This is a genomic window from Plantactinospora sp. CNZ320, from assembly GCF_002846275.1.
Genome location: NZ_PJMP01000001.1, coordinates 3,622,900 through 3,648,507 on the forward strand (window position 1 = coordinate 3,622,900; position 25,608 = coordinate 3,648,507).

At 70.9% G+C, this 25,608-nt stretch carries 20 protein-coding genes and 1 pseudogene; 10 read left to right on the forward strand and 11 right to left on the reverse strand.

Translation table 11 applies throughout. The features are described 5' to 3' along the window. Positions 1-224: 224 nt before the first annotated feature. Both CLT71_RS15920 and CLT71_RS15925 read left to right on the forward strand, forming a co-directional pair. Positions 225-965: a hypothetical protein gene (locus CLT71_RS15920; protein ID WP_101367805.1), complete on the forward strand. Its 741-nt coding sequence runs from the start codon at positions 225-227 to the stop codon at positions 963-965. A gap of 1 nt (position 966) precedes the next feature. Further along, entirely contained in the window at positions 967-1,692 is a 726-nt protein-coding gene (locus tag CLT71_RS15925; protein WP_101367806.1) for a class F sortase, read from the forward strand. 91 nt (positions 1,693-1,783) lie between these two features. On the opposite strand, the gene CLT71_RS15930 is transcribed toward CLT71_RS15925, so the two are convergent. After that, positions 1,784-6,835, reverse strand: coding sequence for an NAD-glutamate dehydrogenase (locus CLT71_RS15930; RefSeq protein WP_101367807.1), 5,052 nt, complete (start codon positions 6,833-6,835; stop codon positions 1,784-1,786). Between the two features lie 383 nt (positions 6,836-7,218). On the opposite strand from CLT71_RS15930, the gene CLT71_RS15935 reads away from it, so the two are divergent. After that, entirely contained in the window at positions 7,219-9,183 is a 1,965-nt protein-coding gene (locus CLT71_RS15935) for a penicillin-binding transpeptidase domain-containing protein (RefSeq protein WP_101367808.1), read from the forward strand. Between the two features lie 89 nt (positions 9,184-9,272). On the opposite strand, the gene CLT71_RS15940 is transcribed toward CLT71_RS15935, so the two are convergent. Beyond that, entirely contained in the window at positions 9,273-9,506 is a 234-nt protein-coding gene (locus CLT71_RS15940) for a TM2 domain-containing protein (RefSeq protein ID WP_101367809.1), read from the reverse strand. 405 nt (positions 9,507-9,911) lie between these two features. Here CLT71_RS15940 and CLT71_RS15945 point away from each other — a divergent pair, with 405 nt between their 5' ends. Next, positions 9,912-10,466, forward strand: coding sequence for a Uma2 family endonuclease (locus CLT71_RS15945; RefSeq protein ID WP_486483287.1), 555 nt, complete (start codon positions 9,912-9,914; stop codon positions 10,464-10,466). A gap of 11 nt (positions 10,467-10,477) precedes the next feature. On the opposite strand, the gene CLT71_RS15950 is transcribed toward CLT71_RS15945, so the two are convergent. Then, entirely contained in the window at positions 10,478-11,035 is a 558-nt protein-coding gene (locus CLT71_RS15950; RefSeq protein WP_199187613.1) for a TetR-like C-terminal domain-containing protein, read from the reverse strand. A 185-nt stretch (positions 11,036-11,220) separates the two neighbouring features. On the opposite strand from CLT71_RS15950, the gene CLT71_RS15955 reads away from it, so the two are divergent. Continuing rightward, positions 11,221-11,424 carry a hypothetical protein gene (locus CLT71_RS15955; RefSeq protein WP_101367812.1) on the forward strand — a complete coding sequence of 68 codons (204 nt, stop codon included), beginning with the start codon at positions 11,221-11,223 and terminating at the stop codon, positions 11,422-11,424. 80 nt (positions 11,425-11,504) lie between these two features. On the opposite strand, the gene CLT71_RS15960 is transcribed toward CLT71_RS15955, so the two are convergent. Then, positions 11,505-12,785, reverse strand: coding sequence for an MFS transporter (locus CLT71_RS15960; protein WP_101367813.1), 1,281 nt, complete (start codon positions 12,783-12,785; stop codon positions 11,505-11,507). A 79-nt stretch (positions 12,786-12,864) separates the two neighbouring features. Between CLT71_RS15960 and CLT71_RS15965 the strand changes: the two genes are divergently transcribed. Next, a complete protein-coding gene (locus CLT71_RS15965) occupies positions 12,865-13,218 on the forward strand; it encodes a MerR family transcriptional regulator (protein WP_101367814.1) in 354 nt (117 codons plus the stop codon). 663 nt (positions 13,219-13,881) lie between these two features. Here the strand turns inward: CLT71_RS15965 and CLT71_RS15970 are convergent. The 4 genes and pseudogenes from CLT71_RS15970 to CLT71_RS15985 form a co-directional block, all read right to left on the reverse strand. After that, positions 13,882-14,818, reverse strand: a pseudogene (locus CLT71_RS15970) (arginase family protein); the annotation flags it as partial. 65 nt (positions 14,819-14,883) lie between these two features. Beyond that, the gene (locus CLT71_RS15975; protein WP_101367815.1) at positions 14,884-15,819 is read right to left on the reverse strand and encodes a tetratricopeptide repeat protein; all 936 of its coding nucleotides are present in this window, start codon (positions 15,817-15,819) and stop codon (positions 14,884-14,886) included. Positions 15,820-15,868: 49 nt separating this feature from the next. Further along, the gene (gene icmA / locus CLT71_RS15980; RefSeq protein ID WP_101367816.1) at positions 15,869-17,557 is read right to left on the reverse strand and encodes a coenzyme B12-dependent isobutyryl-CoA mutase large subunit; all 1,689 of its coding nucleotides are present in this window, start codon (positions 17,555-17,557) and stop codon (positions 15,869-15,871) included. 185 nt (positions 17,558-17,742) lie between these two features. After that, the gene (locus tag CLT71_RS15985) at positions 17,743-18,204 is read right to left on the reverse strand and encodes an Asp23/Gls24 family envelope stress response protein (protein ID WP_101367817.1); all 462 of its coding nucleotides are present in this window, start codon (positions 18,202-18,204) and stop codon (positions 17,743-17,745) included. Positions 18,205-18,419: 215 nt separating this feature from the next. Here CLT71_RS15985 and CLT71_RS15990 point away from each other — a divergent pair, with 215 nt between their 5' ends. Continuing rightward, positions 18,420-18,872, forward strand: a complete 453-nt coding sequence (locus tag CLT71_RS15990; RefSeq protein WP_101367818.1) for a DUF2000 domain-containing protein — start codon at positions 18,420-18,422, stop codon at positions 18,870-18,872. A 48-nt stretch (positions 18,873-18,920) separates the two neighbouring features. Here CLT71_RS15990 and meaB read toward each other — a convergent pair whose 3' ends face one another. Continuing rightward, positions 18,921-19,865, reverse strand: coding sequence for a methylmalonyl Co-A mutase-associated GTPase MeaB (gene meaB, locus CLT71_RS15995; RefSeq protein ID WP_101371489.1), 945 nt, complete (start codon positions 19,863-19,865; stop codon positions 18,921-18,923). 221 nt (positions 19,866-20,086) lie between these two features. Continuing rightward, positions 20,087-21,286 (reverse strand): acetyl-CoA C-acetyltransferase, encoded by a 1,200-nt coding sequence (locus tag CLT71_RS16000; RefSeq protein WP_101367819.1) that lies wholly within the window; start codon positions 21,284-21,286, stop codon positions 20,087-20,089. A 65-nt stretch (positions 21,287-21,351) separates the two neighbouring features. Between CLT71_RS16000 and mce the strand changes: the two genes are divergently transcribed. After that, the gene (gene mce, locus CLT71_RS16005) at positions 21,352-21,816 is read left to right on the forward strand and encodes a methylmalonyl-CoA epimerase (protein ID WP_101367820.1); all 465 of its coding nucleotides are present in this window, start codon (positions 21,352-21,354) and stop codon (positions 21,814-21,816) included. Positions 21,817-21,877: 61 nt separating this feature from the next. Here the strand turns inward: mce and CLT71_RS16010 are convergent, their stop codons facing one another. Then, positions 21,878-22,807: a phytanoyl-CoA dioxygenase family protein gene (locus CLT71_RS16010; RefSeq protein ID WP_486483288.1), complete on the reverse strand. Its 930-nt coding sequence runs from the start codon at positions 22,805-22,807 to the stop codon at positions 21,878-21,880. Positions 22,808-22,961: 154 nt separating this feature from the next. On the opposite strand from CLT71_RS16010, the gene CLT71_RS16015 reads away from it, so the two are divergent. Both CLT71_RS16015 and CLT71_RS16020 read left to right on the forward strand, forming a co-directional pair. Then, the gene (locus tag CLT71_RS16015) at positions 22,962-24,005 is read left to right on the forward strand and encodes a TIGR03621 family F420-dependent LLM class oxidoreductase (RefSeq protein WP_101367821.1); all 1,044 of its coding nucleotides are present in this window, start codon (positions 22,962-22,964) and stop codon (positions 24,003-24,005) included. A gap of 192 nt (positions 24,006-24,197) precedes the next feature. Then, positions 24,198-25,469, forward strand: a complete 1,272-nt coding sequence (locus CLT71_RS16020; protein ID WP_101367822.1) for a cell division protein DivIVA — start codon at positions 24,198-24,200, stop codon at positions 25,467-25,469. The last annotated feature ends 139 nt before the right edge of the window (positions 25,470-25,608 follow it).

A 25,608-nucleotide genomic window follows, 5' to 3' on the forward strand; every position in this document is an offset into this window, starting at 1 on the left:
GCAACTCCGAGGCGCACGGGGGACAGCGGTACGCCGCTGTCCCCCGTACCCGTCGGCGCCGAACCGATCCGGACAGGCTCGACGTGAGTACCCCTCTACCACTCACAGGCGATGTTTCCGAAGGAACATCCATAATCCCGACATCTCCTCACAAACTAGCTAACGTCAGGTCTGGCTCGGCTCGCTGTCGAGCAGACCCAACGGGGAAGGAGTGACTACGAGTCATGAGTAGGAAGTTGCTGGGGAAGGTGGTGGCCGTCGCCGGTCTCGGTGCCGCGGCCATGCTGATCTGCGCGCCCGGAACCGCTCTGGCGGACGGTGGTCCGCACGAGTGGGAGAACACGGGCCACATCCACACCGTGCCGAAGGGGGTGAAGCCGGGACACAAGTTCAAGGTCATCCTGAAGTGCGAGTACCCGGTGGAGCGGGCCTGGGTGTCGTCGAAGGTCACCGGCAAGCTCTGGCTCAAGCCCGTCGAGGAGGACGGCGTTCGGGTACCGGAACGGCAGCGCCCGCCCGCCGACGGCGGTCAGCCGGACGACGACGGCCAGCCGGCGACTCCGCCGAACGGTGGCCAGCCCACGACCCCGCCGAACGGTGGTCAACCCACGACCCCGCCGGACGATGGCCAACCCATGCTGCCCGAGGACGGCCAGCCCGACATGGGCGACGAGCAGGCGGACGGCGGTCAGGGCGGCCAGGCCGCGTACGGCGACGAGGCCGTCTACTGGGCCTGGGCCAAGGTGCCGCACAAGACCAAGCCGGGGCACTACCGGGCCTGGGGGGCGTGCAACGCGACGGGCAGGATCGTCGTACTGCCCCGGGGTTCCGTACCCGGTGGTGACGGCGGCGCCACCAGCACGAACTCGGGTCGGGCGGCAGCCGGCGCGGGCATGTTGGGGGCAGCCGCGATCGGTGGTTTCCTGATGATCCGCCGACGCCGGACCGATGGCTCACCAGCCTGACGTGCCGACCAGGCGCGCCGGCGGCCGGCACGGGAAACCGTGGCGTGCCGCCGGCCCCGTCCTGGTCGTCCTGCTCGCGCTCGGCGGCACCGCCCTGCTCACCGCCGGCCTGAACCCGGCCCCGGCACAGCCGCCGCAGCCCGCCGAGGTCGAGACCGGCGAGGCGCCGCAGCAGCCCGAGGAGACCACGGATACACAGTGGACAGTGCCGGTCCTGCCGTCGCAGACCCCGGGCAGCCCGGCGGGCGGGCCGGTCCGGCCGGCGGAACTGCCGCGCTCGGAACCGGTCCGGATCACCATTCCGAAGATCAAGGTGAACGCGAAGATCATCTCGCTCGGCGTGAACGACGACGGGACCGTGCAGGTGCCCCCGCTCAAGCAGGCCCAGCTCGCCGGCTGGTACCGGCTGGGAGTCAGTCCCGGCGAGTTCGGCAACGCCGTCGTGGTCGGGCACGTCGACTCGGCCGCGATGGGGCCGGCCGTCTTCTTCCGGCTCGGCGCGCTGAAGCCGGGCGACCGGGTCGAGGTCACCCGGCAGGACGGCGGGGTCGTCCGGTTCGCGGTGGACTCGGTGAAGTCGTACCCGAAGACGTCCTTCCCGTCCGAACTGGTCTACGGGGCCACGGACACCGCCCGACTCCAGGTGGTGACCTGCGGCGGCACCTTCGACCGCAAGAAGGGCAGCTACCGGAACAACGTGATCGTCTCCGCCACCCGGATCCCCTGACCGGACGCCAGGGCCGCGCGGACCGGTGCGGCTCGGCGGCGTACCGGACGGCAGACCCGCCACCGGTACGCCGCCGAGGCGCCCGGCCGGCTCAGCCGGCCGCCGAGGTCCGGACCAGGGTACGGATCTGCCGCAGCAGTACGGAGAGCGCCGCCAGATCCGCCCGGGACTCGTCGAACTCCCCCATCGCCTTACGGGTGCGCCCGATCGAGATCGAGTTCGACCGCTCCCACTCCTGCACCCGCTCGTCCGGCGAGAGGTCGGCGGGAGTCCCGCCGAGCACCTCGGCGGTGAGCGCGGCGAGCGCGGCGTAGAGGTCGTAGCGCAGGGCCATCCGGGCCAGCGTCTGCCAGCGGTCCTCGCGGGGCAGCAGCGAGATCTTCGACAGCAGCGAGTCGACCCGGAACCGGTCGGAGAGCACGAAGTAGACCGCCGCCACCTCGCCGACGTCCCGCCCGGTCGCCCTCGCCGTCTCCACCACGTCGAGCAGGCCGAAGCTGTACATCAGCCGGGTGGAGCGCTCGGCGAGATCCCGGGGCAGGCCGCGCCGTACGCACATCTCGACGTGCTCCTCCAGCGCCTCCCGCTCGCTGCCGTAGAAGAGGTGGCCCAGTTCGGGCAGGAGCCGGGAGACCCCGTCGCGCAGTCGGGCCGTCTCGGCCGGTACGTCGATCGGGGACCGGCGGTTGGTGACCAGCCACCGTACGGCCCGGTCGAGCAGTCGCCTGGTGTCCAGGTAGACGGCGGTCTGCACCTCGGTCGGCACCTGGTTGTCCAGCGCCTCGATGTCGGCCCAGATCTCGCGCAGCCCGAAGACCTCGCGGACCACCACGTAGGCCCGGATCACGTCGGCCGGGGTCGCGCCGGTCTCCTCCACCACCCGGTAGATGAACGAGATGCCGCCCCGGTTCACCGCCTCGTTGACCAGCATGGTGGTGACGATGTCCCGGTGCAGCCGGTGCTCCGGCATCCGGTCGGCGTACCGTTCGCGCAGCGGGGTCGGGAAGTAGTTGGCGAGTACCTCGGAGGTCCACGCCTCGTCCGGCAGCCGGTCGGCCAGGATCTCCCGCTCCAGCACGATCTTGACGTACGCGAGCAGCACCGCGAACTCCGGTGCGGTCAGCCCGGTGTCGGTACGCGCGGCCAACTCCTCGTCCGGCGGCAGCGCCTCCAGTTCCCGGTTGAGGTGCCCGGCCCGCTCGAAGTCCGAGATCATCCGCCGGTGCACCGGCAGCAGCGAGGCCGCCTGGGCCAGCGCGTTGCCGATCGCCCGGGCCTGGTCGTAGTTGTCCCGGAGCACGAGCTGGGTGACCTCGTCGGTCATCTCGGCCAGCAGCGCGTCCCGGTCCGGCACGCTCAGTTCGCCGTCGGCCACCGCCGCACCGAGCAGGATCTTGATGTTGACCTCGTGGTCCGAGGTGTCCACCCCGGCCGCGTTGTCGATGAAGTCGGTGAAGATCCGGCCGCCGGCCAGGGCGTACTCGATCCGGCCGACCTGGGTGAAGCCCAGGTTGCCGCCCTCGCCGACCACCCGGACACGCAGGTCCTTGCCGTCCACCCGGATCGCGTCGTTCGACTTGTCCCCGACCTCGGCGTTCGACTCCGACGACGCCTTGACGTAGGTGCCGATGCCGCCGTTCCAGAACAGGTCGACCGGGGCGCAGAGGATCGCCTTCATCAGCTCCTGCGGTGACATCGACTCGACGCCGTCGCCGAGGTCGAGCACCGCGCGGACCTCCGGGCTGATCGGGATCGACTTCGCGGTACGCGGATAGATCCCGCCGCCGGCACTGATCAGCTCGGCGTTGTAGTCCGCCCAGGAGGAGCGGGGCTGGTCGAAGAGCCGGCGACGCTCCACATAGGAAGCGGCCGGGTCCGGGTCCGGGTCCAGGAAGACGTGCCGGTGGTCGAAGGCGGCCACCAGCCTGATGTGCTCGGAGAGCAGCATCCCGTTGCCGAAGACGTCACCGGACATGTCGCCGACGCCGACCACGGTGAAGTCCTGGGTCTGGGTGTCGATCCCCATGTCCCGGAAGTGCCGCTTCACCGACTCCCAGGCACCCCGGGCGGTGATCCCCATCTTCTTGTGGTCGTAGCCGGCGGAGCCACCGGAGGCGAACGCGTCGGCCAGCCAGAAGCCGTTGCGCACCGAGATCTCGTTGGCGGTGTCGGAGAAGCTGGCGGTGCCCTTGTCCGCCGCCACCACCAGGTACGGGTCGTCGGCGTCGTGCCGGACCACGTCGGCCGGCGGCACGATCTGCCCGCCCACCAGGTTGTCGGTGACGTCCAGCAGGGCCGAGATGAAGCCCTGGTAGCAGGCGACCGCCTCGTCCCGGTCGCCCGGCTTCTGCTTGAGCACGAAGCCGCCCTTGGCGCCCACCGGCACGATCACGGCGTTCTTCACCATCTGCGCCTTGACCAGGCCGAGCACCTCGGTCCGGAAGTCCTCCCGCCGGTCCGACCAGCGAATACCGCCCCGGGCCACCGGCCCGAACCGCAGGTGTACGCCCTCGAAGCGCGGCGAGTAGACGAAGATCTCGTACTTCGGCCGGGGCTCGGGCAGGTCCGGCACCATCTGCGGGTCGAGCTTGAACGCCACGTAGGGCTTGGGGCGCCCGTCGGTACGCCGCTGGTAGAAGCTGGTCCGCTGGGTCGCCTGGATCAACGTCAGGTACGACCGCAGGATCCGGTCCTGGTCCAGGCTGCTCACGTCGTCGAGCTGTTGGTTGATCGAGGTGAGCAGTTCCTTGCTCCGCAGGTTGCGTTCCTCGGCGGAGTAGCCGAGCGTCGGGGAGAACCGGGTCTCGAAGAGTTCCACCAGCGAGGCGGCGACCTGCGGGTACGCGATGAAGGTGGATTCCATGTAGTCCTGCGAGAAGACCGTGCCGGCCTGGCGCAGGTACTTCGCGTACGCCCGCAGCACCACCACCTGCCGCCAGGTGAGCCCGCCACGCAGCACCAGCTCGTTGAAGCCGTCGACCTCGGCCTCACCCCGCCAGGTGGCGGAGAAGGCGTTCTCCACGTGCGGGCGCACCTCGGCCAGCTCGCGGGCACCCTCGGGCAGTTCGAGACCGAAGTCGTAGAGGTAGATCCGGCCGTCGATCCGGTCCACCTCGTACGGGTGCTCGTCGACCACCCGTACGCCGAGGGAGTGCAGCACCGGCAGCACGGCGGAGAGGACCATCGGCTCGCCGTACCGGTAGACCTTGAACCGGACGTCCTCGACGGCGGTGGCCGGGGTCGGTCCGCCCGGCCGGACCGGCTGCTGCTTGCGGAACATGTGCATTTCGAGCTGGCCCGGCTCCTCCAGCAGTTCCAGCTTGGCGAGGTCCTTCATCGCCTCGTACGGGGTGTGCCCGTCCTTGTAGCCCTCCGGGAACGCGTCGGCGTACCGGGTGAAGAGGCGCTTCGCCTGCTCGTCGCCGAGCTTGCGCTCCAGCACCAGCCGGTAGTCGTCGTCCCAGAGCCGGGTCGCGTCGGCGAGTTCCTCGGCGAGCAGGTCCGCGTCCACCTCGCCGGGCGGACTGGCCGGGTCGGTCCGGACGATGAAGTGCACCCGGGCCAGCATCGACTCGGTGACCCGGGTGGTGTAGTCCACCCCGATCCCGTTCAGCTCGCGGAGCAGGATCTCCTGCATCCGCAGCCGGTTCTGCGTGGTGAACCGGTCCCGGGGCAGGTAGATCAGGCAGGAGATGAACCGGCCGTACCCGTCGCGGCGCAGGAAGACCCGCAGCTGGCGGCGGCCCGCCATCCGCAGCACGCCGACGACGGCGTGGTAGAGGTCGTCGGTCTTGATCTGGAACAGCTCGTCCCGGGGATAGGTCTCCAGGATCTGCAGCAGGTCCTTGCCGGAGTGGCTGCGCGGGCTGAGCCCGGACCGGTCCAGCACCTCGGCGACCTTGCGTCGCACCACAGGCAGCTCGCGGACGCTGGTCCGGTACGCCGCCGTGGCGAGCAGGCCGAGGAAGCGGCGCTCCCCGACCACCTCGCCGTCGGCATTGAAGACCTTGAAGCCGATGTAGTCCAGATAGGCCGACCGGTGCACGGTGGCCCGGGAGTTCGCCTTGGTGATGATCAGCAGTCGCTTCTCGGTCACCTTCTGGTGCGCCTCGGGAGTCATCGAGGAGAGGGCCCGGGGCGTCGTGGAGTCCTGCCGGAGAATGCCGAGCCCGGTGCCGAGGATCGCCTCCAGCGCCGGCCCCTGTGCAGTCTGGATCAGCCGGTACTCGCGGTAACCGAGGAAGGTGAAGTGCTCGTGTGCCAGCCAGCGGAGCAATTCGACCGAGTCGGTGATGTCCTTTTCCGGCACCGGTGGGCGGTTCTCCGAGGTCCGTGCGGCGGCCAGCTCGTCGGCGAGGGAGAGGGCGCGCTGCCGCATCTTGGGCCAGTCCTCCACCGCCTCCCGTACGTCGGTGAGCACCCGCTGCAACTCGGCACGCAATCGGTCCCGGTCCGCCGCACCGCGTACCGGATCGATCTCTATCCGCATCCAACTCTCGACGATGTCGCCGTCGATCGCGTCGTCCGGCTCGACGTCGGCGGCGACCTCGGTCAGCCGGCCGAGCGGCTCGCGGCGGACCACCACCAGCGGGTGAACCAGCATGTGCACGTCGAGGTGGTGGCCGGTCAGCAGCGCCGTGATCGAATCCACCAAAAAGGGCATATCGTCCGTAACTATTTCAATTACGGTGCGCTGCTGCTCCTCGTCCGGCTCGTGGATCCGAAGCTTGAGCTCGCCCGGCACCCGCTGCTCGGCCAGCTCCCGGTGCGCCCTGGCTGCGGCGAGCATCTCCGCCGGGGTGAACCCGATCAGCTCCTCGTCCGGGGCGAACCGCCAGAACCGGTCGACCAGGGTCGCCGCGTCGTGGTCGTCACCGGCCAGCGCCACCGCCTGGGCCACCAGCCGCTCGACGTTGGGCACCGGTTCGTCCAGATCCGCGTCCTCGACGTCGTCGGCGAGGGCCTCCGGAGGCAGTCCGAGGTCATAGAGGGTGTCGATGCTGGCTCCCGGCACGCCCGTCGCTCCGGAGGCGAGTCGAGAGCCCGCCCCGTCGTCGTCGACCGCCGTGTCGTAGCTGTCGTCTCGGCCGGCATCCGCCGGCTGGAGAACGGGTTCCGGTTTGATCGCCGGACGCCGGTCCATCGTGCCACTCCCCTCGACCCACCACGCCGTGGGTCACTCTCCGCCAAGACTAGGCCCTGCCGATAAGCCCCTCTGCCGGTGGACCGGCGGTACGGAGGTCGGCTCTCGAGATCTGTCCTTTCACCCGTTGCGGACGCCCGACACGCCCGTCTGGGAGTACCCACGCAGGCTCGGCCATCACCCGATCCGCCTCGCCGGACCCGCGACCGGACCGCTCACGCGGCACCCATACCGCCACTGACCAGCGGCGGAGCGCGTGGGGAGAGCCAAAAGCGCCGGGGTCGGCGGGTGCCGGGGCAGCCCCGATTCGGCACCGCGTACTACGGTCGGTCTGCCGTCGGAGCAACGTCCGGCGGTGCCTTGAGCTGGAAGGTAACTGCGGTATGCGCTTTCCGAAACCCTCCCAACGCCCCCTCTTCCGGCAAACCGCCCGGCGAGGGACCGCCACCCTCCTCGCCGGCGTGCTGCTCGGCGCCGGGGCCCTGGCCGGCTGTTCGGACTCGGACGGTCCCGACCGCGCGGTCGACGCGTTCCTGGCCGGCTGGCTCGGCGGCGACCTGAACAAGGTCGGATTCCGCAACCCGGCAGGCGAGCGGGTAGCCGCCGACGAGGTGGCCGAAGAGATCAAGAAGCTCTCCGGCGAGCTGGCGAAGACACCGCCCAAGCTCCGTCGGGAGGGGGACCCGAAGATCACGGAGGACACCGCGACCGCGACGGTACGGGTGGACTGGACATTGCCTGGTGACACGCACTGGACGTACCCGTCGGAGATCCACCTCAAGCGTGGCGACGACGACCAGTGGCAGGTGATCTGGGAACCGAAGATCGTCGAGCCCCGCCTCACCAGCGGTGACGAGCTGGCCCTACGCCGGCTCCCGGCGAAGCGGGCGGTGGTGATCGACGGGGCCGGCAAGCCCATCGTGGCGCCCCGGCCGGTGGTGCTCGTCGGCGTGCAGCCCAACCAGGTGACCGACGTACCCGGCCTGGTGCGGCGACTCGACGCGGCGTTCAAGGCGATCCGTCCCCCGATCACCCCGCCGGTCGACCTGTCCGACCTGCCGACCCGGATCCGGGAGGCGAACCCGGAACACTTCGTCGACGTGGTGACCCTGCGCCGGGAGGCGTACCTCCAGATCAAACCGCGGATCTACGACCTGCCGGGGACGAAGTTCCGCGACGAGCAGCGGGAACTCGCCCCGACCCGGGACTTCGCCCGGGCGCTGCTCGGCTCGGTCGACCCGGTGCAGGCCGACGACATGGCGGCCAATCCCGGCCTCTTCGAGGAAGGTGACCTGGTGGGCCACGGGGGACTCCAGGGCCGATACGACAAGCAGTTGCGCGGCGGGGTCGGGCTGAGCGTCATCATCGCCAGCAAGCGTCCGGACGGTACGGTCACGCCGACCGGTACCGAGGTGTTCCGGCGCGAGCCGCAGGCCGGCGTACCCCTGAAGACCACCCTCGACGTGGCGACGCAGAACGCCGCCGACGACGCGGTACGCGGGTCCCGGCAGCGGGCCGCCCTGGTCGCGGTACGGATCAGCGACGGCGCCGTACTCGCGGCGGCGAACGGCGGCAGCGCCGAGAACCTCGCCTTCACCGCCCAGGTCCCGCCCGGCTCGACCTTCAAGATGGTGAGCGCGCTCGGCCTGCTCGACATCGGCGCGGTCACCCTGGACGGGCCGGTCGCCTGTCCGAAGACGTTCACGGTCGACGGGCGCTCGTTCAAGAACTCCGACAACTTCGCCCTCGGCACTGTGCCGTTCCGGACCGACTTCGCGAAGTCCTGCAACACCGCTTTCGCCGCGCTGGCCCCGAAGTTGGGGCCGGACGGACTGGCCAACGCCGGCCGGAGCCTGGGGTTGGAGGCCGAGTGGAAGCTCGGCGTCGACGCGTTCAGCGGCAAGGTGTCGGCCGGCGGTTCGGCGGCCGAGCGGGCGGCGGCGGCGTTCGGCCAGGGCACCACAGTGGTCAGCCCGCTGGCCATGGCGGCGGCGACCGCCGGGGTCGCCCGGGGCCAGTGGCAGCAGCCGAAGCTGCTGCTGGAGCCCTCGCCCGGCGAGCCGGCACCGCCCGGCCCGCAACTGAAGGCCGGCTCGGTCGAGCCGCTGCGCACGATGATGCGCGAGGTGGTCACCAAGGGCAGCGGCAGCGCCCTTGCCGACGTGCCGGGCGATCCGGTGTACGGCAAGACCGGCACCGCCGAGTACGACGACAATCCGGCGAACACGCACGCCTGGTTCGTGGGTTGGCAGGGGGACGTCGCGTTCGCGGTCTTCGTCGAGAAGGGCGGATCGAGTACCGCCACGGCCGTGCCGATCGTCGAGAAGTTCCTCCGCGGCCTGCGTTGAGTGCCGCTGCCCGGCCCGGAAACGCGCCGGCCGGGGCGGTCGACGGGATTTGACCCCGCCGACCGCCCCGGCCGCTGCCGGGGGCTGCCTCAGCGGGCGAGCGCCAGGCCCTGCTTGTCGGTGAACTTGCCGACCGCGATCATGATGAGGTCGATCAGGGTCCAGATGCCGAACCCGCCGAACGTCAGGATCATCAGGATGCCGGTGCCGACCTTGCCGACGTAGAACCGGTGCACGCCGATGGTGCCGAGGAAGAGGCAGAGCAGCAGCGCGGCGATCCAGGACTTCTGCCCGACGGCCGGACCGGCGGCGGTTGTGGACATGGTTTTATTCCTTTCGGGACAATCAAGAAGATGGTGACCGGGGCGGGCTGTGGTCAGCGGCCCGGATCACCCACGTCGACGGGGGTCCTCGACGTGCACAGCGATCGCGGACATTACCGCAACCGCACTGGAGATGCTGTCCCCCGGCCAGCCGGCCCGATCAGCTGAAAGTCATCCGCGAGGCAGACTGGCGACGTACATCGTGATCAGTTGTTCGTACGTCTCGTCGAGATCCTCGGGCAGCCCGAAGCCGCCACGGACCGGTCCGGTGCCAGTTCCCGCGGACAGTGGCCCAAATCATGGCAGATGGGTGCATTAGTGCCGGAAAACCTGGTCGTCGCCGGAGCCACGGTATCTTGAGGTTCGGTAGCCGGTCCGGGTCGGGAGGTGTGTATGACTGTCGAGATGGTCGCGCCGGCCTGGATGCACGAGCAGGTCACGGCCGAGCAGTACGCGACGTGGACAGCAGAGCAGTGTGCGGGCATCGAGATCGTGGATGGGATGGTCCTCGTGAGTCCGAGCGCCTCCAAGCGGCACAACCGCCTGGCCAGGCTTCTGGCGAACGCCCTGGATGCCGCTGCCGGGCCGGATTGGAACGCTGACACCAACTTCGACGTCCGGCTCCAGGACGTGCCGCTGAACAACCGTCGTCCGGACGTGACGGTCTACCGGGCGGAGACCATCGACGTCACTCCGACACGACCCGAGCACGTGCTTCTCGTGGTCGAGGTGGTCTCTCCCGGGTCGGAGACGACCGACCGGATCGTCAAGGCCAACCAGTACGCGCGGGCCGGTATCCAGTTCTATTGGCGTGTCGAGCAGGCTGCCACCGGAGCACCTCTCGTCTACACGTACGTTCTTGACCCGGCAACCGGACGCTACCGCGACGGCGAGGTCTTCACCGGCGTCGTGAAGCTGACCGTGCCCTTCCTCGTCGAGGTCGATCTCAGCCAGCTCTGATCAGCTGAAGGTCATCCGCGAGGCAGACTGGCGACGTACATCGCGATCAGTTGTTCGTACGTCTCGTCGAGATCCTCGGGCAGCCCGAAGCCGCCACTCGCCTCCAGCGAGGAGAACCCGTGCGCGATGGCCCGGCCGCACCGGACGGCGTGGATCGCCGCCGAGTCGGTGAGCCCGTACCCGCGCAGCGTGGCGAGGAAGACCTGCAACATCCGGGTACCCACCTCGACCATGGCCGGCTCGTGCAACGGGTCGGGTGGCAGCGCGGCGTACCGGGCCGGATGCTCGCGGACGTAGTCCCGGTACGCGCGCAGCAGCGCCGCCACCGCCTCGTCGCCGCTACGCCCCAGCACCGCCGCGACGGACCGGTCGGTCAACTCGGTCATCACCCGGATGCCGACCAGGACACGCAGCTCGGCGAGGCCGGCGACGTGCTTGTAGAGCGAGGGCGCGGCGACCCGGGTGCGCGCGGCGACGGCCGCCAGGGTGAGGGCCTCGACGCCGTGCTCGTCGATAACCGCGATCGCGGCGTCGACCACGGCTGTCGTCGAGAGCCCGGCCCTAGGCACCGCACCGCCCCTGGAGTACTCGTCGCTCGAACGATTTGCTAGTCACAATAGCCAATAAGCTAATGTCACTAGATCGCCCTGTCAAACCGGCATGGTGCGGGTTTCCGGTCGGGGCCGGTGAGCGCGGCAGTGAAACGCCATCGATGGCTTGCGCCGCAGACGTTCGGTCGATACGGTCTGGCCCGATGACATCCCTGACTGCACGGCGCATTCTCGCCGTCGTCCTGCTCCTGATCGCGTTCGTGGCTCTGGCTTTGTCCCACACCTTCCCGTTTCTGGACGATCTCTCCGAGGTGGCGGAGACGGCGGTTGTGCTCTCGGGCGCGGCGTGCGCACTGGCGGGCGTCTGGCTCTGGGTGCGCAAGACGCCGGACCAGCCGAAGTCGTAAGCCAGCCGCCCCACCGCAGAGCCGTCCGGCGGACGTACAACGGCCCCATCCTGCCAGGTCAGAATCACGCCGCAGAGTCATCAGCCAGAGGTCAACGGTGCGGCAGGCTGGCGACTCGCATCGCGATCTTTCCGGGCCCACTGCCGCTCGATGAGCGCACAGAGAAAGCCTGCCACCGTGACGATCACCGCGAGGATCACCCAGCCGACCATGCCCACGTCGATGCAGAACGTGATGACGACGACCGGCGCTATCGCCTCGACGAGGTTGTGGCCGAGCCCGATCACCCCCTGATACTGGCCCTGCGCCTCGGGCCGGGCGAGGGCGAAGGACAGCTCGAAGGTCCCGGCCGCCTGCCAGACTTCGGCAAGCGAGTGCACGAGTACCGCGATCAGCAGAAACGCGACCGCGACCCAGGCTGGCCGGCCGGACGACATGGCCATCAGGATCCAGGCCACCAGGAAGAGCGGCCCGGATCGGGCCAGCAGTCGGGCCGCCGTCCGGGGACCGTCGATGGACCGCGTCGCGGGGACCTGTGTGATGGCTACGGTGACCGCGGCGACGAACAGGACGAGTGCCGCCATGGAGCGCGGCGCCGCCGTCCGGAGGACGATCCACAGCGGAAGTGCCTGGACGAGCACCCAGTACTGCAGGCTCGCGACCGACGACGCGGCGGTGAGCGCCAGGTAGCGCCGGTCGCGCAACGCCAGCCAGCGGCGCTCGTCCGGGGCGGACCTGGCGCCGCGGGTGGGCGGCAGATGTGGCAGCCGGGCCAGCACGGCAGCGGCGAGCAGGAACGTCGCCGCATCGGTGAGCACCATGATCACGTATGCCGGTCGACTGTCGATGGCCAGTACGGCGGCGGCGCCGAGCATGCCCACCGCCAGGCCGACATTGGTGACCGCACGCAGGTACTTACGCAGCGCCGCACCCTTGCCCTGCTCGGCCAGTACTCCGATCATCGCCCCGCGAGCGCTACCCGCACCCGCCCGGCCGATCATCGCGACCGAAGCCACCAGGATCAGCGTCCATAGGTCCCGCACCAGCAGCAAGCCGACGCTTGCCACCGCCTCCACCAGCATGGCGGCGATTACCACCTCACGAGCCCCTCGTCGGTCGGCCTGATCGCCGATGAGCACCCCGGCACCGAAGCCGATCAGCGAGCCGACGGTGAGACCGATGCCCACGACGGCCGGGCTCAGCCCGGCCGACCGGATGAGGAAGATGGTGCCCGCGGAGAGGAGGAGGCCCATGCCCACCGTGTTGATGAGGGTCGACAACGCCATCAACCGCTGCCGAGGATCCTGTGGACCGCGCAGGTCGTCACGCAACGCGGCCAGTTGGGTCACGACCACGCTCATGGACGCACCTCGGAGAAGGTCAGGTTGATCGACATGGTCGAACGGTAAGGTTTGACGCCAGTGTCAAGGTCAAGGGTGGATGATGCTGATCAATCAGTTGGCTCACCGCAGCGGTGTCAGCACTCGGGCGTTGCGGCACTACGACCGTCTGGGGCTGTTGTCCTCCCGGCGACTCGACAACGGGTACCGCGACTTCGAGGAGTGCGCCGTCGAGGAGGTACGCCGGATCCGGCTGCTGCTCGACGTCGGTCTCAGCCTGCAGGCCGTGGCACAGGTGCTGCCGTGCTTCGCCCCGGACGGAGCACTGACGGCCTGTGCGGAGGCCCGTGAACGGCTTCAAACGCAGATCAGCGAAGTCGACAGTTCGATCGCCGAACTTCAGCGAACCCGGCAGCTCCTGACCGGCACGCTGGACAACCTGGTCGAGACCTAGCGAACGCGTGTCGACTCGAGGTCCAGCACAGGTATGAGTCCCACGGCGAGACTGTCGAGCTGCCCCGTTTGTGCGCCCACGAGTCAGACGAACGCGGGCGGCCGATCTCAGCCACCACCGGTACGCCACATGCCCCGTCTGTGCACCCAGCTCGACAGTCTCCGGACTGAGGGCTCGCCGGTCGGACAGCCGGCGGAAACACAGGTCAGGACCGGCGAGACCAGTTAGGACCAGTGGAACCGGCCAGAGGACCAGGAACGCCGGCCGGCAGGCCGGCGGGACAGGCGTTCGGCGGCTGCGACGAGGCTCAGGCGATCTCCGCCGACCCCGGCTCGGAGTCGCGGGTCGGCGCCGCCGCCGACATCCCGGGCTCCCCGTCGGCGGGGCGGGAGGGCTGTTCGGCGTCGTCGGCCGGTTCCTCGGCCGGCGGTGGCGGGTTGCGGCGGAGCCGTCCGGGACCGGCCGAGGCGGGCGGGCCGACCGGCTCCGACCAGCGGGCGGCCAGCTCGGGTACCCCGATCCGGGCGCCGTTGGCCGCAGGCTCGGCTGCCACGCCGGGCGGCGGCTCGGTCGACTGCCGGACCGGCGCCGACGGTACGGCGGGCAGCACGGTTCGCGGCCCCGGGACCGTCAGGCCGCGCTCCGGATCGACCGGACGGCTCGGCGACAACCGGGGCGGAACCGCCTCGGGGGCGGAGACCGGGGCCAGCCCGGCGACAAGCGTGTCGACGATCTCGGCCGCGTAGGCCCCGTCCGGGTCGTAGTCGGGGTCGAAGACGGTGATCTCGACCCCCAGGCAGTGCGGGGTGTCGACAAGCCCGGCCAGCAGCAGTTCCAGCTCGGTGAAGGCGATCCCGCCCGGGTCCGGCGCGTCCACCGCCGGCAGCACCGCCGGGTCGAGCACGTCGACGTCGACGTGCACCCAGTAGCCGGCGCAGTCGGTCAACTGGTCGTGTGCCCACTGGGCGGTCCGGGCCGCCCCCTCGACCCGTAGCGCCGGCACCGGCCGGGTGACGATCCCGGCCGCCTGGAGGTCGAGCCGGTACTCGTCGTGCGCCCGGATGCCGAGCACCACCACGTCGATGTCCCGGAAGTACGGCCGGCGCCCCTCGATCGCGGCCAGGTCGGCCTGGCCCCGTCCGGTGACCAGGGCGAGGTCCTCGCCGGCCGCCGCGCCGACGTACGAGGCGTTGCCGGGGTGCCGGAAGTCGGAGTGGCCGTCCACGAATATCAGCCCGATCCGACCGCCGACCGCCTCGCCGAGCCGGTGCATGGCGAGCGCCGAGCCGAGCAGGATCGAGCAGTCCCCGCCGAGCACCAGCGGGAACTCACCCTGGTCGATGATGCCGCCGATCCGCTCGGCCAGCTCGATCGAGTACCGCGCGATGGAGCCGGCGTGGCACACCCCGTCCCCGGGACGCCAGTCGCCCGGGTCGTACCGGGGCGGAGTGAGGCAGCCGGCGTCCCGGGCCGCGAGCCGGGCGAGCAGGTCGTGGTCACGCAGCGCGCCCGGTGCCTTTGCGCAGCCCGGCACCGAGGTGGGGGTCGGCGGACGCAGGCCCAGATTGGACGGGGCGTCCAGGACGGCGATCCGGCGCATAGTGTGCTCCCGTCCGGTATCGCGGCTGCCAGGCCGGCATGCGCGCTGCTCGTACTGCCTATTGTCTAGAAGAGCGCACGTGAAAGGGCCCTCCGGGCGCTGGCCACCGCAGGATCGTCCGGACCGGCGATGCTGAACAGGGACACCAGGTGCTGCCGGGCGGCCTCCCGGTCATCGCCGGCCGTCCGACGGACCAGTTCGACCAGCCGGGCGTACGCCTGCTCGGCCTGACCGCTGAGCACCTCGATGTCGGCGGCGAGCAACTGTGCCGGTACGTCGTCGGGGCCCGCCTCGGCCGCGGCCAGCGCCGCCGCCGGGTCCGCACCGCTCACCCGGCGGGCCAGCGCGACGTGCGCCAGGCCGGCCTCGGCCGCCGCGTCCGCCGGCGCGTCCGAGAGGATCTTCTTGTACGCCTGCTCGGCCGCGTCCAGGTCACCGCTGATCAGCGCCTCGTCGGCCTCGCTGAGCCGGGGGTCCTCCGGTGCCTCCACCGAGACCCCGCCGGCCTTGAGCACGGCGCCGATCCACTGCCGCAGCTGCGCCTCGGGCACCACCCCGGCGAAGGCGTCGACCGGCTGGCCGCCCACCACCGCGTAGACCATCGGGATGCTCTGGATCCGGAACATCTGCGCGAGCCGGGGGTTGGCGTCGACGTCGACCTTGGCCAGTACCCACGCACCGGCGCCCTCGGCGGCGAGCCGTTCCAGCACCGGGGAGAGTTGCTTGCAGGGTTCACACCACTCGGCCCAGAAGTCGATCACCACTGGTGTGTTGAGGGAGCGTTCCAGCACCTCGGACTGGAACGTGGCTTCGGTGACGTCGATCACCGCGACTCCGCCCCCGCCCCCGGGGGGTGTGCTCGGCGGTGTTCCGCCGGGGATGCCGGGGCCGCCCGGTGGGGTCGCTGCCGCCGGTTTCGCGGGTGTCTGTGCGGCGCGCAGCGCGCCGAGGTCGACCGCGCCGCGGGTGAAGATCGACGAGGTGATCCGTGGGTCGCTCATGGTTCCCTAGTCTCGCACGCGGCGCCGGGTCGACCGGCAACGCGACGCTTCAGAACCGGGCCGGCTCACGGTAGACGCCCCACTCGGCGCGCAGCGCGTCGCAGATCTCCCCGAGGGTCGCCTCGGCGCGTACGGCGGCGAGCATCGGCGGGATCATGTTCTCGCCGGTACGGGCGGCGTCGACCATCCGGGTCAGCGCCTCGGTGACCGCTGTCGCGTCCCGGGCTGCCTTGCGGTCGGCCAGCACCCGCCGCTGCTCCAACTCCACCTCGTGCGAGACGCGCAGGATCTCCAGCTCCTTGGCGACCGTACCGGTGTGGCAGTTCACGCCGACGATCTTCTTCTCGCCCTTCTCCAGCGCCTGCTGGTAGGTGAAGGCCGCCTCGGCGATCTGACCGGTGAACCAGCCGTCCTCGATACCGCGCAGGATGCCGGAGGTCATCGGGCCGATCGGGTGCGGACCCTCGCCGCCGAGTTGCCGGATCCGGGCGAAGATCTCCTCCGCCTCCGCCTCGATCTTGTCGGTCAGCGCCTCGACGTACCAGGAGCCGCCGAGCGGGTCGGCGACGTTGACCACCCCGGTCTCCTCCATCAGCACCTGCTGGGTACGCAGCGCGATCTCCGCCGACGAGTCGCTGGGCAGCGCGAGGGTCTCGTCCAGCGCGTTGGTGTGCAGCGAGTTGGTACCGCCGAGCACCGCCGCCAGCGCCTCCACGGCGGTACGCACCACGTTGTTGACCGGCTGCTGCGCGGTCAGCGAGACACCGGCGGTCTGGGTGTGGAAGCGCAGCCAGAGTGCCCGTTCGTCGGTGGCGCCGTACACCTCGCGCAGCCAGCGGGCCCAGATCCGGCGGGCGGCCCGGAACTTGGCGATCTCCTCGAAGAAGTCGACGTGCGAGTCGAAGAAGAAGCTCAGTCCGGGCGCGAAGACGTTGACGTCGAGACCTCGGCTCAGGCCCAGCTCGACGTAGCCGAAACCGTCCGCCAGGGTGTAGGCCAGCTCCTGCGCGGCGGTGGAACCCGCCTCCCGGATGTGGTAGCCGGAGACCGAGAGCGGCTTGTAACGCGGGATCTCCCGAGCGCAGTACTCCATCAGGTCGCCGATCAGCCGCAGGTGCGGCTCGGGGTCGAAGAGCCACTCCTTCTGCGCGATGTACTCCTTGAAGATGTCCGTCTGGAGGGTGCCGTCCAGTTTGGAGATGTCGGCGCCCTGCCGCTCGGCGGCGACGAGATACATGCAGAAGACGGGTACCGCCGGCCCGGAGATGGTCATCGAGGTGGTCACGCCGGCCAGGTCGATGCCGTCGAAGAGCACCTCCATGTCGGCGGCGGAGTCGACGGCGACCCCGCAGTGCCCGACCTCGCCGAGCGCCTGCGGGTCGTCGGAGTCCCGGCCCATCAGGGTCGGCATGTCGAAGGCGACGGAGAGCCCGCCGCCACCCGCGCCGAGGATCATCCGGTAGCGCTCGTTGGTCTGCCGGGCGTTGCCGAAGCCGGCGAACTGCCGGATCGTCCAGGTCCGTCCCCGGTAGCCGGTCGGATACAACCCCCGGGTGTACGGGTACTCGCCCGGCCAGCCGATCCGGTCGAAGCGCGGGTCGGCGCTGCCCTCGGGTGGTCCGTAGACGGGTTCGACAGGCATCCCGGAGAGGGTGGTGAAGTCCGCCTCCCGTTTGCGTGCCGCGTCGTACCGGGCCTGCCAGCGGGCTCGTCCGGCGGCGATCTCCTCGGCGTTCATCGGTGGGGGCCTCCTCGCGCTCCTCGACTGAGCCCGAGTGTAGAGGGGGACCCTGAACGATCGCTAAGGTAGCCCGGGATCACGTGCGGCTGCCCCGCGATCAGGGAACCTTCCGGCCCGGGGCGGTACGGTTTCCGGGCGGAAGATCCCCGATCACGGCAGTCGCGGCCGGGCCGGCACCACGGTCAGGCCCCGGTGGCCGGCGGAGCGTTCAGCTCGATGTCGTCCACCTTGACGTTCACCTCGGCGACCGTCAGGCCGTAGTTCTCCACCGCCTCGATGACCCTCGCCCGGACCGCCTCGGTCACCTCCTGCACGACATGATCGGCCTGGATCACCAGCACGACCCTGATCGTCGCGCTGGTCCCCTTCACCTCGGCCGAGACGCCCCGCCGTGCGTCGCCCACCTCGTCCAGGCCGACCTTGTCCAGCACGCTGTTGAAGAACCGGGCGACGTCGCCACCGAGATCGGCGACGCCGGGCACCCCACGGGCCGCCGCACCGGCGATCTTCTCGATGACCTCTTCGGACACCTCGGTCCCGCCCCTCGGCGCTGCCGCTGCCGGTGCGGGCGCCGCCGGTGCGGGCGCTGCCGCCGGTGTCGTCGTCTCCGGGGCCTGGCCGGAATCGTTCTGCACCTCGGTCATTCTTCGTCTCTCCCCTGGTCTCGACGGCCCGCACGGCGCCGTCGGCGTTGACGGAGCCTATCCGCCGTGGACGAACCAGCGGCGGAACTGACACATTCTCGGCTCCGACGAGTCTGACCCCCACCAGCCGGCGTACGGGGTGCGAGGAACGTACAAGATTCGCGGCCGGGAGCGGGGACAGGATCGGTGCGACGAACGACCGAGGAGGATCTTCCATGACCACAGCCGTCCCGACCGCCGGACCGGAGCCGGCCCGGGTCCGCTTCGACACCAAGATCGCCATTCTGCTCCGGGACGACCTCGCGACCTGGCAACGGCTCAACGTCACGGCGTTCCTGACCAGCGGTGTCGCCGGGGCCGAGCCGGAACTGCTCGGCGCCGACTACCTCGACGCCGACGACACCCGCTACCTGCCGATGTTCCGCCAGCCGGTGCTGGTCTTCACCGGCGGCCGGGACGTGCTCGTCAACGCGCACCGGCGGGCCGTCGAGCGCGGGATGCGGCTCGCCATCTTCACCGAGCAGCTCTTCGGCACCGGCAACGACCGGGACAACCGGGCCGCCGTCCGGGCGGTCGAACGGGACCGGCTCGACCTGGTGGGGCTGGCCGTGCACGGGCCGAGGAACGCCGTCGACAAGGTACTCAAGGGCGCCGTCCTGCACCCGTGAACCGGGCCCGCTCCGTGGACCGGCCGTGCTCCGTGAACCGGGCGCGGTTCAGCCGGCGGACCGGCCGAGCTGGTCGAGCAGCTCGCCGGCCGCCGCGTACGGGTCGAGCGAGCCGTCGGCCACCCGGGCGGCGAGCGCCGCGAGCGACGTACCCGCGCGAAGTGAACCGATCCGGTCCCGGAGCGTGCCCAGCGCGATCGCCTCGACCTCGGCGGCGGCCCGGGCCTCGCGGCGGCGGCGCAGTTCACCGTGCTCGACCAGCCAGCCACGGTGCTTCTCCACCGCCGTGACCAGGTCGTCGATCCCCTCGCCCCGGGCCGCGACCGTGCGCACCACGCGCGGTCGCCACTCCCCCGGGCCGCGCTCGCCCAACGCGATCATGCCGTTGATGTCCCGCACGGTGGCGTCGGCGCCGTCCCGGTCGGCCTTGTTGACCACGAAGACGTCGGCGATCTCCAGGATGCCGGCCTTGACCGCCTGGATCGCGTCGCCCATCCCGGGCGCCAGCAGCACCAGGGTGGTGTCGGCCAGCGAGGCGACCTCCACCTCGGCCTGGCCGACCCCGACGGTCTCCACGAGTACGACGTCGCAGCCGGCCCCCTCCAGCACCCGGACCGCCTGCGGGGTCGCCGCCGCCAGCCCGCCCAGGTGTCCCCGGCTGGACATGGAGCGGATGTAGACCCCCGGATCGGTGGCGTGGTCCTGCATCCGGACCCGGTCGCCGAGGATCGCCCCGCCGGTGAACGGGCTGGACGGGTCCACCGCGAGCACTCCGACCCGGTGGTCCCGGGCCCGCAGCGCCCGGACGAGTTCGTTCGTGGTGGTCGACTTACCCACCCCGGGCGAGCCGGTCAGCCCGATCACCTGGGCCCGCCCGGTGTGCGGGGCGAGCGCCGCCGCGACCTGCGGCAGCAGTTCGTCACCGGACTCGACCAGGGTGATCAGCCGGGCCACCGCCCGGGGGTCGCCCTGCCGGGCCCGGTCGACAAGCATCGGCACGTCCCGGCTGCGCCGCACCGACCCCGCCGGCCTCGGCTCGGGCCGAACTGACCCGGCCGGCTTCGACTCAGGTCGGTCCGACCCGGCCGAGTTCGGGTCAGGCCGGTCCGCCGCCGCCGAGTGCGACTCAGGCCGGTCCGACCTCGTCGAGTTCGGGTCAGGCCGGTCCGGCCCGGCCTGTTTCGGCTCGGGCCGGTCCGCGGCGGACTCCGCCGTCACTCCCGCCCGCCGGCCTGTACCGGCACGCGCACGATCAGCGCGTCGCCCTGGCCACCGCCGCCACAGAGCGCGGCAGCGCCGGTACCGCCGCCGCGGCGACGCAGCTCCAGCGCCAGGGTGAGCACCAGACGCGCCCCGGACATCCCGATCGGGTGGCCAAGCGCGATCGCGCCACCGTTGACGTTGACGATCTCGTCGGAGACGCCGAGGTCCCGGGCCGACTTGACACCCACCTGCGCGAACGCCTCGTTGATCTCGATCAGGTCGAGGTCGCCGACGGTCAGCCCGCCCTTGCGCAGCGCGTGCTCGATGGCGTTCGCCGGCTGCGAGTGCAGCGAGTTGTCCGGGCCGGCCACGTTGCCGTGCGGGCCGATCTCGGCCAGCCAGGTCAGCCCCAGCTCCTGCGCCTTCGCCTTGCTCATCACCACGACCGCGCAGGCACCGTCGGAGATCGGCGAGGAGCTGCCGGCGGTGATCGTCCCGTCCGGGGTGAACGCCGGGCGGAGCCGGGCCAGCGACTCGGCGGTGGTGTCCGGGCGTACGCCCTCGTCCTCGCTGATCACCAGCGGGTCGCCCTTACGCTGCGGCACCGTCACCGGGACGATCTCCTCGGCGAAGGCGCCGTTCTTCTGGGCGGCGGCGGCCCGCTGGTGGCTGGCGGCGGCGAAGGCGTCCTGCTCGGCCCGGCTGATCCCGTGCCGGGCGTTGTGCCGCTCGGTGGACTCGCCCATCGCGCAGCAGTCCCACGGGTCGGTGAGCCCGTCCAGCGCCATGTGGTCCTTCACGGTCACGTCGCCGTACTTGTAGCCGGCCCGCTGGCCGAGCAGCAGGTGCGGGGCGTTCGTCATCGACTCCATGCCGCCGGCCACCACGATGTCGAACTCACCGGCCCGGATGAGCTGGTCGGCCAGGGCGATCGCGTCCAGGCCGGAGAGGCAGACCTTGTTGATGGTCAGCGCCGGTACGGACATCGGGATGCCCGCCTCCACCGCCGCCTGCCGGGCCGGGATCTGCCCGGCGCCGGCCTGGAGCACCTGCCCCATGATCACGTACTGCACCTGGTCGGCGGGGACCCCGGAGCGCTCCAGGGCGGCCCGGATGGCGATGCCACCGAGCTTTGTCGCCGAAAAGTCCTTGAGGTTGCCGAGCAGCCGACCCATCGGGGTACGGGCGCCGTTGACGATCACGGATGCCATGGGAACTGTCGCCTCCGGGGGGACCTGGCGGAGCGCCTTAACGTTTGTTAGGTCAGACTATCCTGGTGGACGACGACAACCCGGACAGCCCGGCTGCCGACTATCTCACAGGGATCGGCCTGCAGGGCATCGATCACGTCGGGGTGGCGGTGGCCGACCTCGACGCCGCGATCGAGTTCTACCAGCGGGTCTTCGGCATGCGCTGCGTGCACACCGAGACCAACCCCGAGCAGGGGGTACGGGAGGCGATGCTCCAGGTCGGCCCGACCCCGGACGGCGGCTGCGTGCAACTGCTGGCGCCGCTGAGCCCGGACTCCACCATCGCGAAGTTCCTGGACCGCAGCGGCCCCGGGGTGCAGCAGGTCGCGTACCGGGTCGCCGACGTCGACGCCGCCTGCGCCGCGCTGCGCGAGCGGGGCGTACGGCTGCTCTACGAGACGCCGAAGCGGGGTACCGCCGGCTCCCGGATCAACTTCGTGCACCCACGCGACGCCGGCGGCGTACTCGTAGAACTCGTAGAACCAGCGTAGAAGTGCAAGGAAGGGCCCCCCGTTATCGCTTTCTGTTGTAGCGGGGGCCCTTCCTAACACCTCAGGCGGGTACGGTGTCGTACGACTCGATCAGGTCGGTCGGCATCGGTGCCAGGTCGGTGGCTCGGCGGAAGTCGCCGAGGGTGGTACCCGTGCACTCCGAGTCGACGTTGCGGGCGCCGGCCCGGGCCCGTACGTCGTGCAGGTTGACCGCCCGGAAGTCGATGGAGAACCGGGTCCGGCCGGAGGTGTTCGGCACCGTGGTGTGCAACTGTGCGCCGGAGAAGACCAGCACTCCGCCGGGTGGTGTGAGTACCCGCAGGTCGGGCTCCCGCTCCAGCTCCTGCTCCAACCCGGGCTGCCTGCGGGTCTCGGCGTGCACCTGCGCGGCGGCGGCGGTCCGGCCGTGCGCCACCCACTGCGCGTAGTTGTAGTCCCGGGAGCTGTTGCGCACCCCGGTGTCGAAGTACCTCGGGTGGAAGGCCATCACGTTCGCCTCGGTCACCTCGTACACCGGGATCCAGAAGTTGAGCTGGGACATCGGCGCCGAGAACCAGGTGTCCCGGTGCGACTCGAACTGGAGGGTGAGCCCCGCGTTGAGGTACTCGCTGGTCATCGAGCGCAGCCGGGGTACGTCGAAGTAGGTCTGCGCCGGGTCGGCGCCGAGGTCGGACAGGAGTCCCCTGACGAGTTCGGCGCTGCGCGGATGGTTGATGAAGCCGGGCTTCAGCTCGGCCAGCACCGAGACGTAGTCCGGGCCGGCCAGGTGGTGCTGGGCCTCCGGCGGGAAGTGCGGCGCGAACGCGGTCTCGGTCATCTGTCGGGCGAAGGCGACGAGCGCCATCGAGTGCGGCGTCGGCGAGTAGACGAACAGGTCCCCGGCGAAGAGCCGTGCCCGACGCTCGTCGTCGGACATCGGCGAGTCGAAGTGCAGCACCGTCACTGCGTCCTCCTGCGGTAGCTCCCGGTAGGTCTGTGCCCAGCGGGTCACGTTGGGTCTGCGCAGCGGTCACGCTAGGCCGCCGGCCGGTGGCTCGGAATGCGCCGTCCGGTCGGGCTGGGGCCCGTGTCGACAATCCGACTTCGCCCCGGGCAGCCGGCCGGTAAACCCGGGTGCGCCGCCCGGCGACCAATAGAGTCGGGCGATGCCGCCCGCGCAGCCCCTCGCGCCCACCGCCGAACCGGCGCCGCCGGTCCCGGGTACCAGGTCGTCCGCCGCACCGGCCGGACCCCATCCCGCCGGGGTACGCCCGTTCCGGTTCACCGCCGCGATGCCCCGGCTGGACCGGCCGGCGGCGCGGTGGCGGGACGAGATCCGCCGGATCGAGGATCTCGGTTTCGACTCCGTCTCGGTCTCCGACCACCTCACCGGTGGCTGGGCGATGGACCCGCTGGTGGCGATGACTGTGGCCGCCGAGGCCACCAGCCGGCTCCGGGTGCTCGGCATGGTCTTCTGCAACGACTTCCGGCATCCGGTACTCCTGCACAAGGCACTGGCGAACCTCGACGTCTTCTCCGGCGGCCGGGTGGAGATCGGCCTCGGTGCCGGCTGGCTGCGCGACGACCACGACGCGGCCGGACTGCCGTTCGACCCCCCGGCGGTACGCGTCGAGCGGCTCGCCGAGTCGATCGAGATCCTGCTGCGACTCTTCGGCGACGAGCCCGTCGACTTCACCGGTCGGCACTACCGGATCACCGGACTGCAGGGGCTGCCGGCTCCGGTGCAGCGCCCCCGTCCGCCGCTGCTGGTCGGTGGCGGCAGCCGGCGGATCCTCGAACTCGCCGGCCGGTGCGCCGACATCGTCGGGATCAACCCGAGGCTCGCCCCGGACGTCGACCCGCTGGCCGCGCTCGCCGAGATGAGTCCGCAGCGGTTCGCCCGGAAGGTGGCCTGGGCCCGGGACGCCGCGACGGCCGCCGGGCGGGATCCGGCCGGCCTGGAGTTCCAGTCCCGGATGTTCGACGTACGGGTGGTGCACCGGGGCGTGGAGCACCGGGCCTCGTCCAGTCACGCCCGCGCGGTCGACCCGGCCGCGCTGGCCGCCTCCCCGTCGGTGCTGCACGGCAGCGTGGACGAGTGCGTCGACAAACTCCTCGCGCTACGCGAGGAGTACGGCGTCAGCTATCTGCACCTCGGCGGCAACCTGGACGCCGCCGCACCGATCGTGGCCCGGCTGGCGGGACGGTGAACGCGGTGGATGCCGGCCGTACGAGGATGCTGCGGAACTGGCCGCGACGACATCGTCCGCCAGGTGCTTCAAGCACAGTAGATCCGGCAAACAACACCGCCGTCCGGCGGGTTGAGTTGACCTTGTGAACTGGGCGCGATAGTACGGCACGGCTCTTGCGAAGCACCCCGGTAAGTCTGCAAGTATGTCCCAATGCCCCAGCAGCAGTCCTCCCCTCTCGCGTTCTTCGACAACGCGAACTCGCAGCCAGATTTCACGGTTGCCCTGCGCGGCTACGACCGTGAGCAGGTCAACAGCCACCTGGGCCGGTTGAACGCCGCTCTGAACCAGTCCGAGCAGGCCCGCGCCGAGGCCGAGCAGCGGATGAACGACGCCCAGCGTCGACTCCGGCAGGCCGAGCAGCGCCTCGCGTCGGTCGAGCAGAAGCTCACCGACACCAACAAGCAGCTCGAGGAGAACAACCGCCCCACCCTCTCCGGCCTGGGCACCCGGGTCGAGCAGATCCTCCGCCTGGCCGAGGAGCAGGCGAACGACCACCGCGGCGAGGCCAAGCGCGAGTCGGAGGGCATCCTCTCGGCCGCCCGGCTAGAGGCGCGGGAGATCACCGACAAGGCCCGCGCCGAGGCCGCCGCGATGAAGGCCTCCGCCGAGCGGGAGGCGGGCAGCGTACGCACCGCCGCCGAGCGGGAGGCCGCCGAGGTCCGGGTGCAGGCCCGCCGGGAGGCGGACACCCTGCGCGCCGACGCCGAGCGGGAGACCAAGCAGCTCCGTACGGTCACCGCGCACGAGGTGGCCGAGCTGAAGTCCACCGTCGAGCGGGAGGTCGCCACCCTCCGGGCCACCGCCGAGCGGGAGATCACCCAGCAGCGCGCCAAGGCGGCCCGGGAGGCCGAAGAGAAGCGCGCCGAGGCGACCAAGCTGCTCACCGACGCCCGGGACAAGCGCGACAAGGACCTCCAGGCGCTGGAGCTCCAGCTCGCCGAGCGCCGGGAGAAGGCCGAGCGCGAGGAGTCGGAGCGGCACGCCGCGCAGGTGGCCCAGACCCAGAAGCTGGTCGCCGAGGCCGAGCAGCGGGCCCGGGCGGCGCAGGACCGCGCCAAGGAGATCGAGCAGCGCGCCGAGGCCCGCCGGGTGGAGTCGGAGCGGAATGCCAACGAGACCATCGACAAGGCCAAGGCGCTCGCCGACAAGACCCTCAACGAGGCCCGCGCCGAGGCGCACCGCCTGCTCACCGAGGCGCGTACCGAGGCGGACCTGACCACGCAGGCGGCCCGCCGCGAGGTCGAGGACCTCACCCGGCAGAAGGACGCCGTCACCTCCCAGCTCGGCCAGATGCTCTCCGGCCTGGCCGGCATCGTGCCCGGCGTGGGTGGGGCGGCTGCCAAGCCCGAGGCTGCCAAGCCGGCCCCCGCCGCCGAGAAGGCCGAGGCGGAGGAGCGGGTTCCCGCCGACGCGACCAGCTGACCCGACGACGGGCGCGAGGTCGGAGACTGCGGGGCAGCAGTACGGCCGGGGCCGTACCGGAAGTTCCGGTACGGCCCCGAGTGCTGCGCGGCGTACGGTCCGATAGATCGGCCGATGTCACCACCAGTGAGCTTCGTCC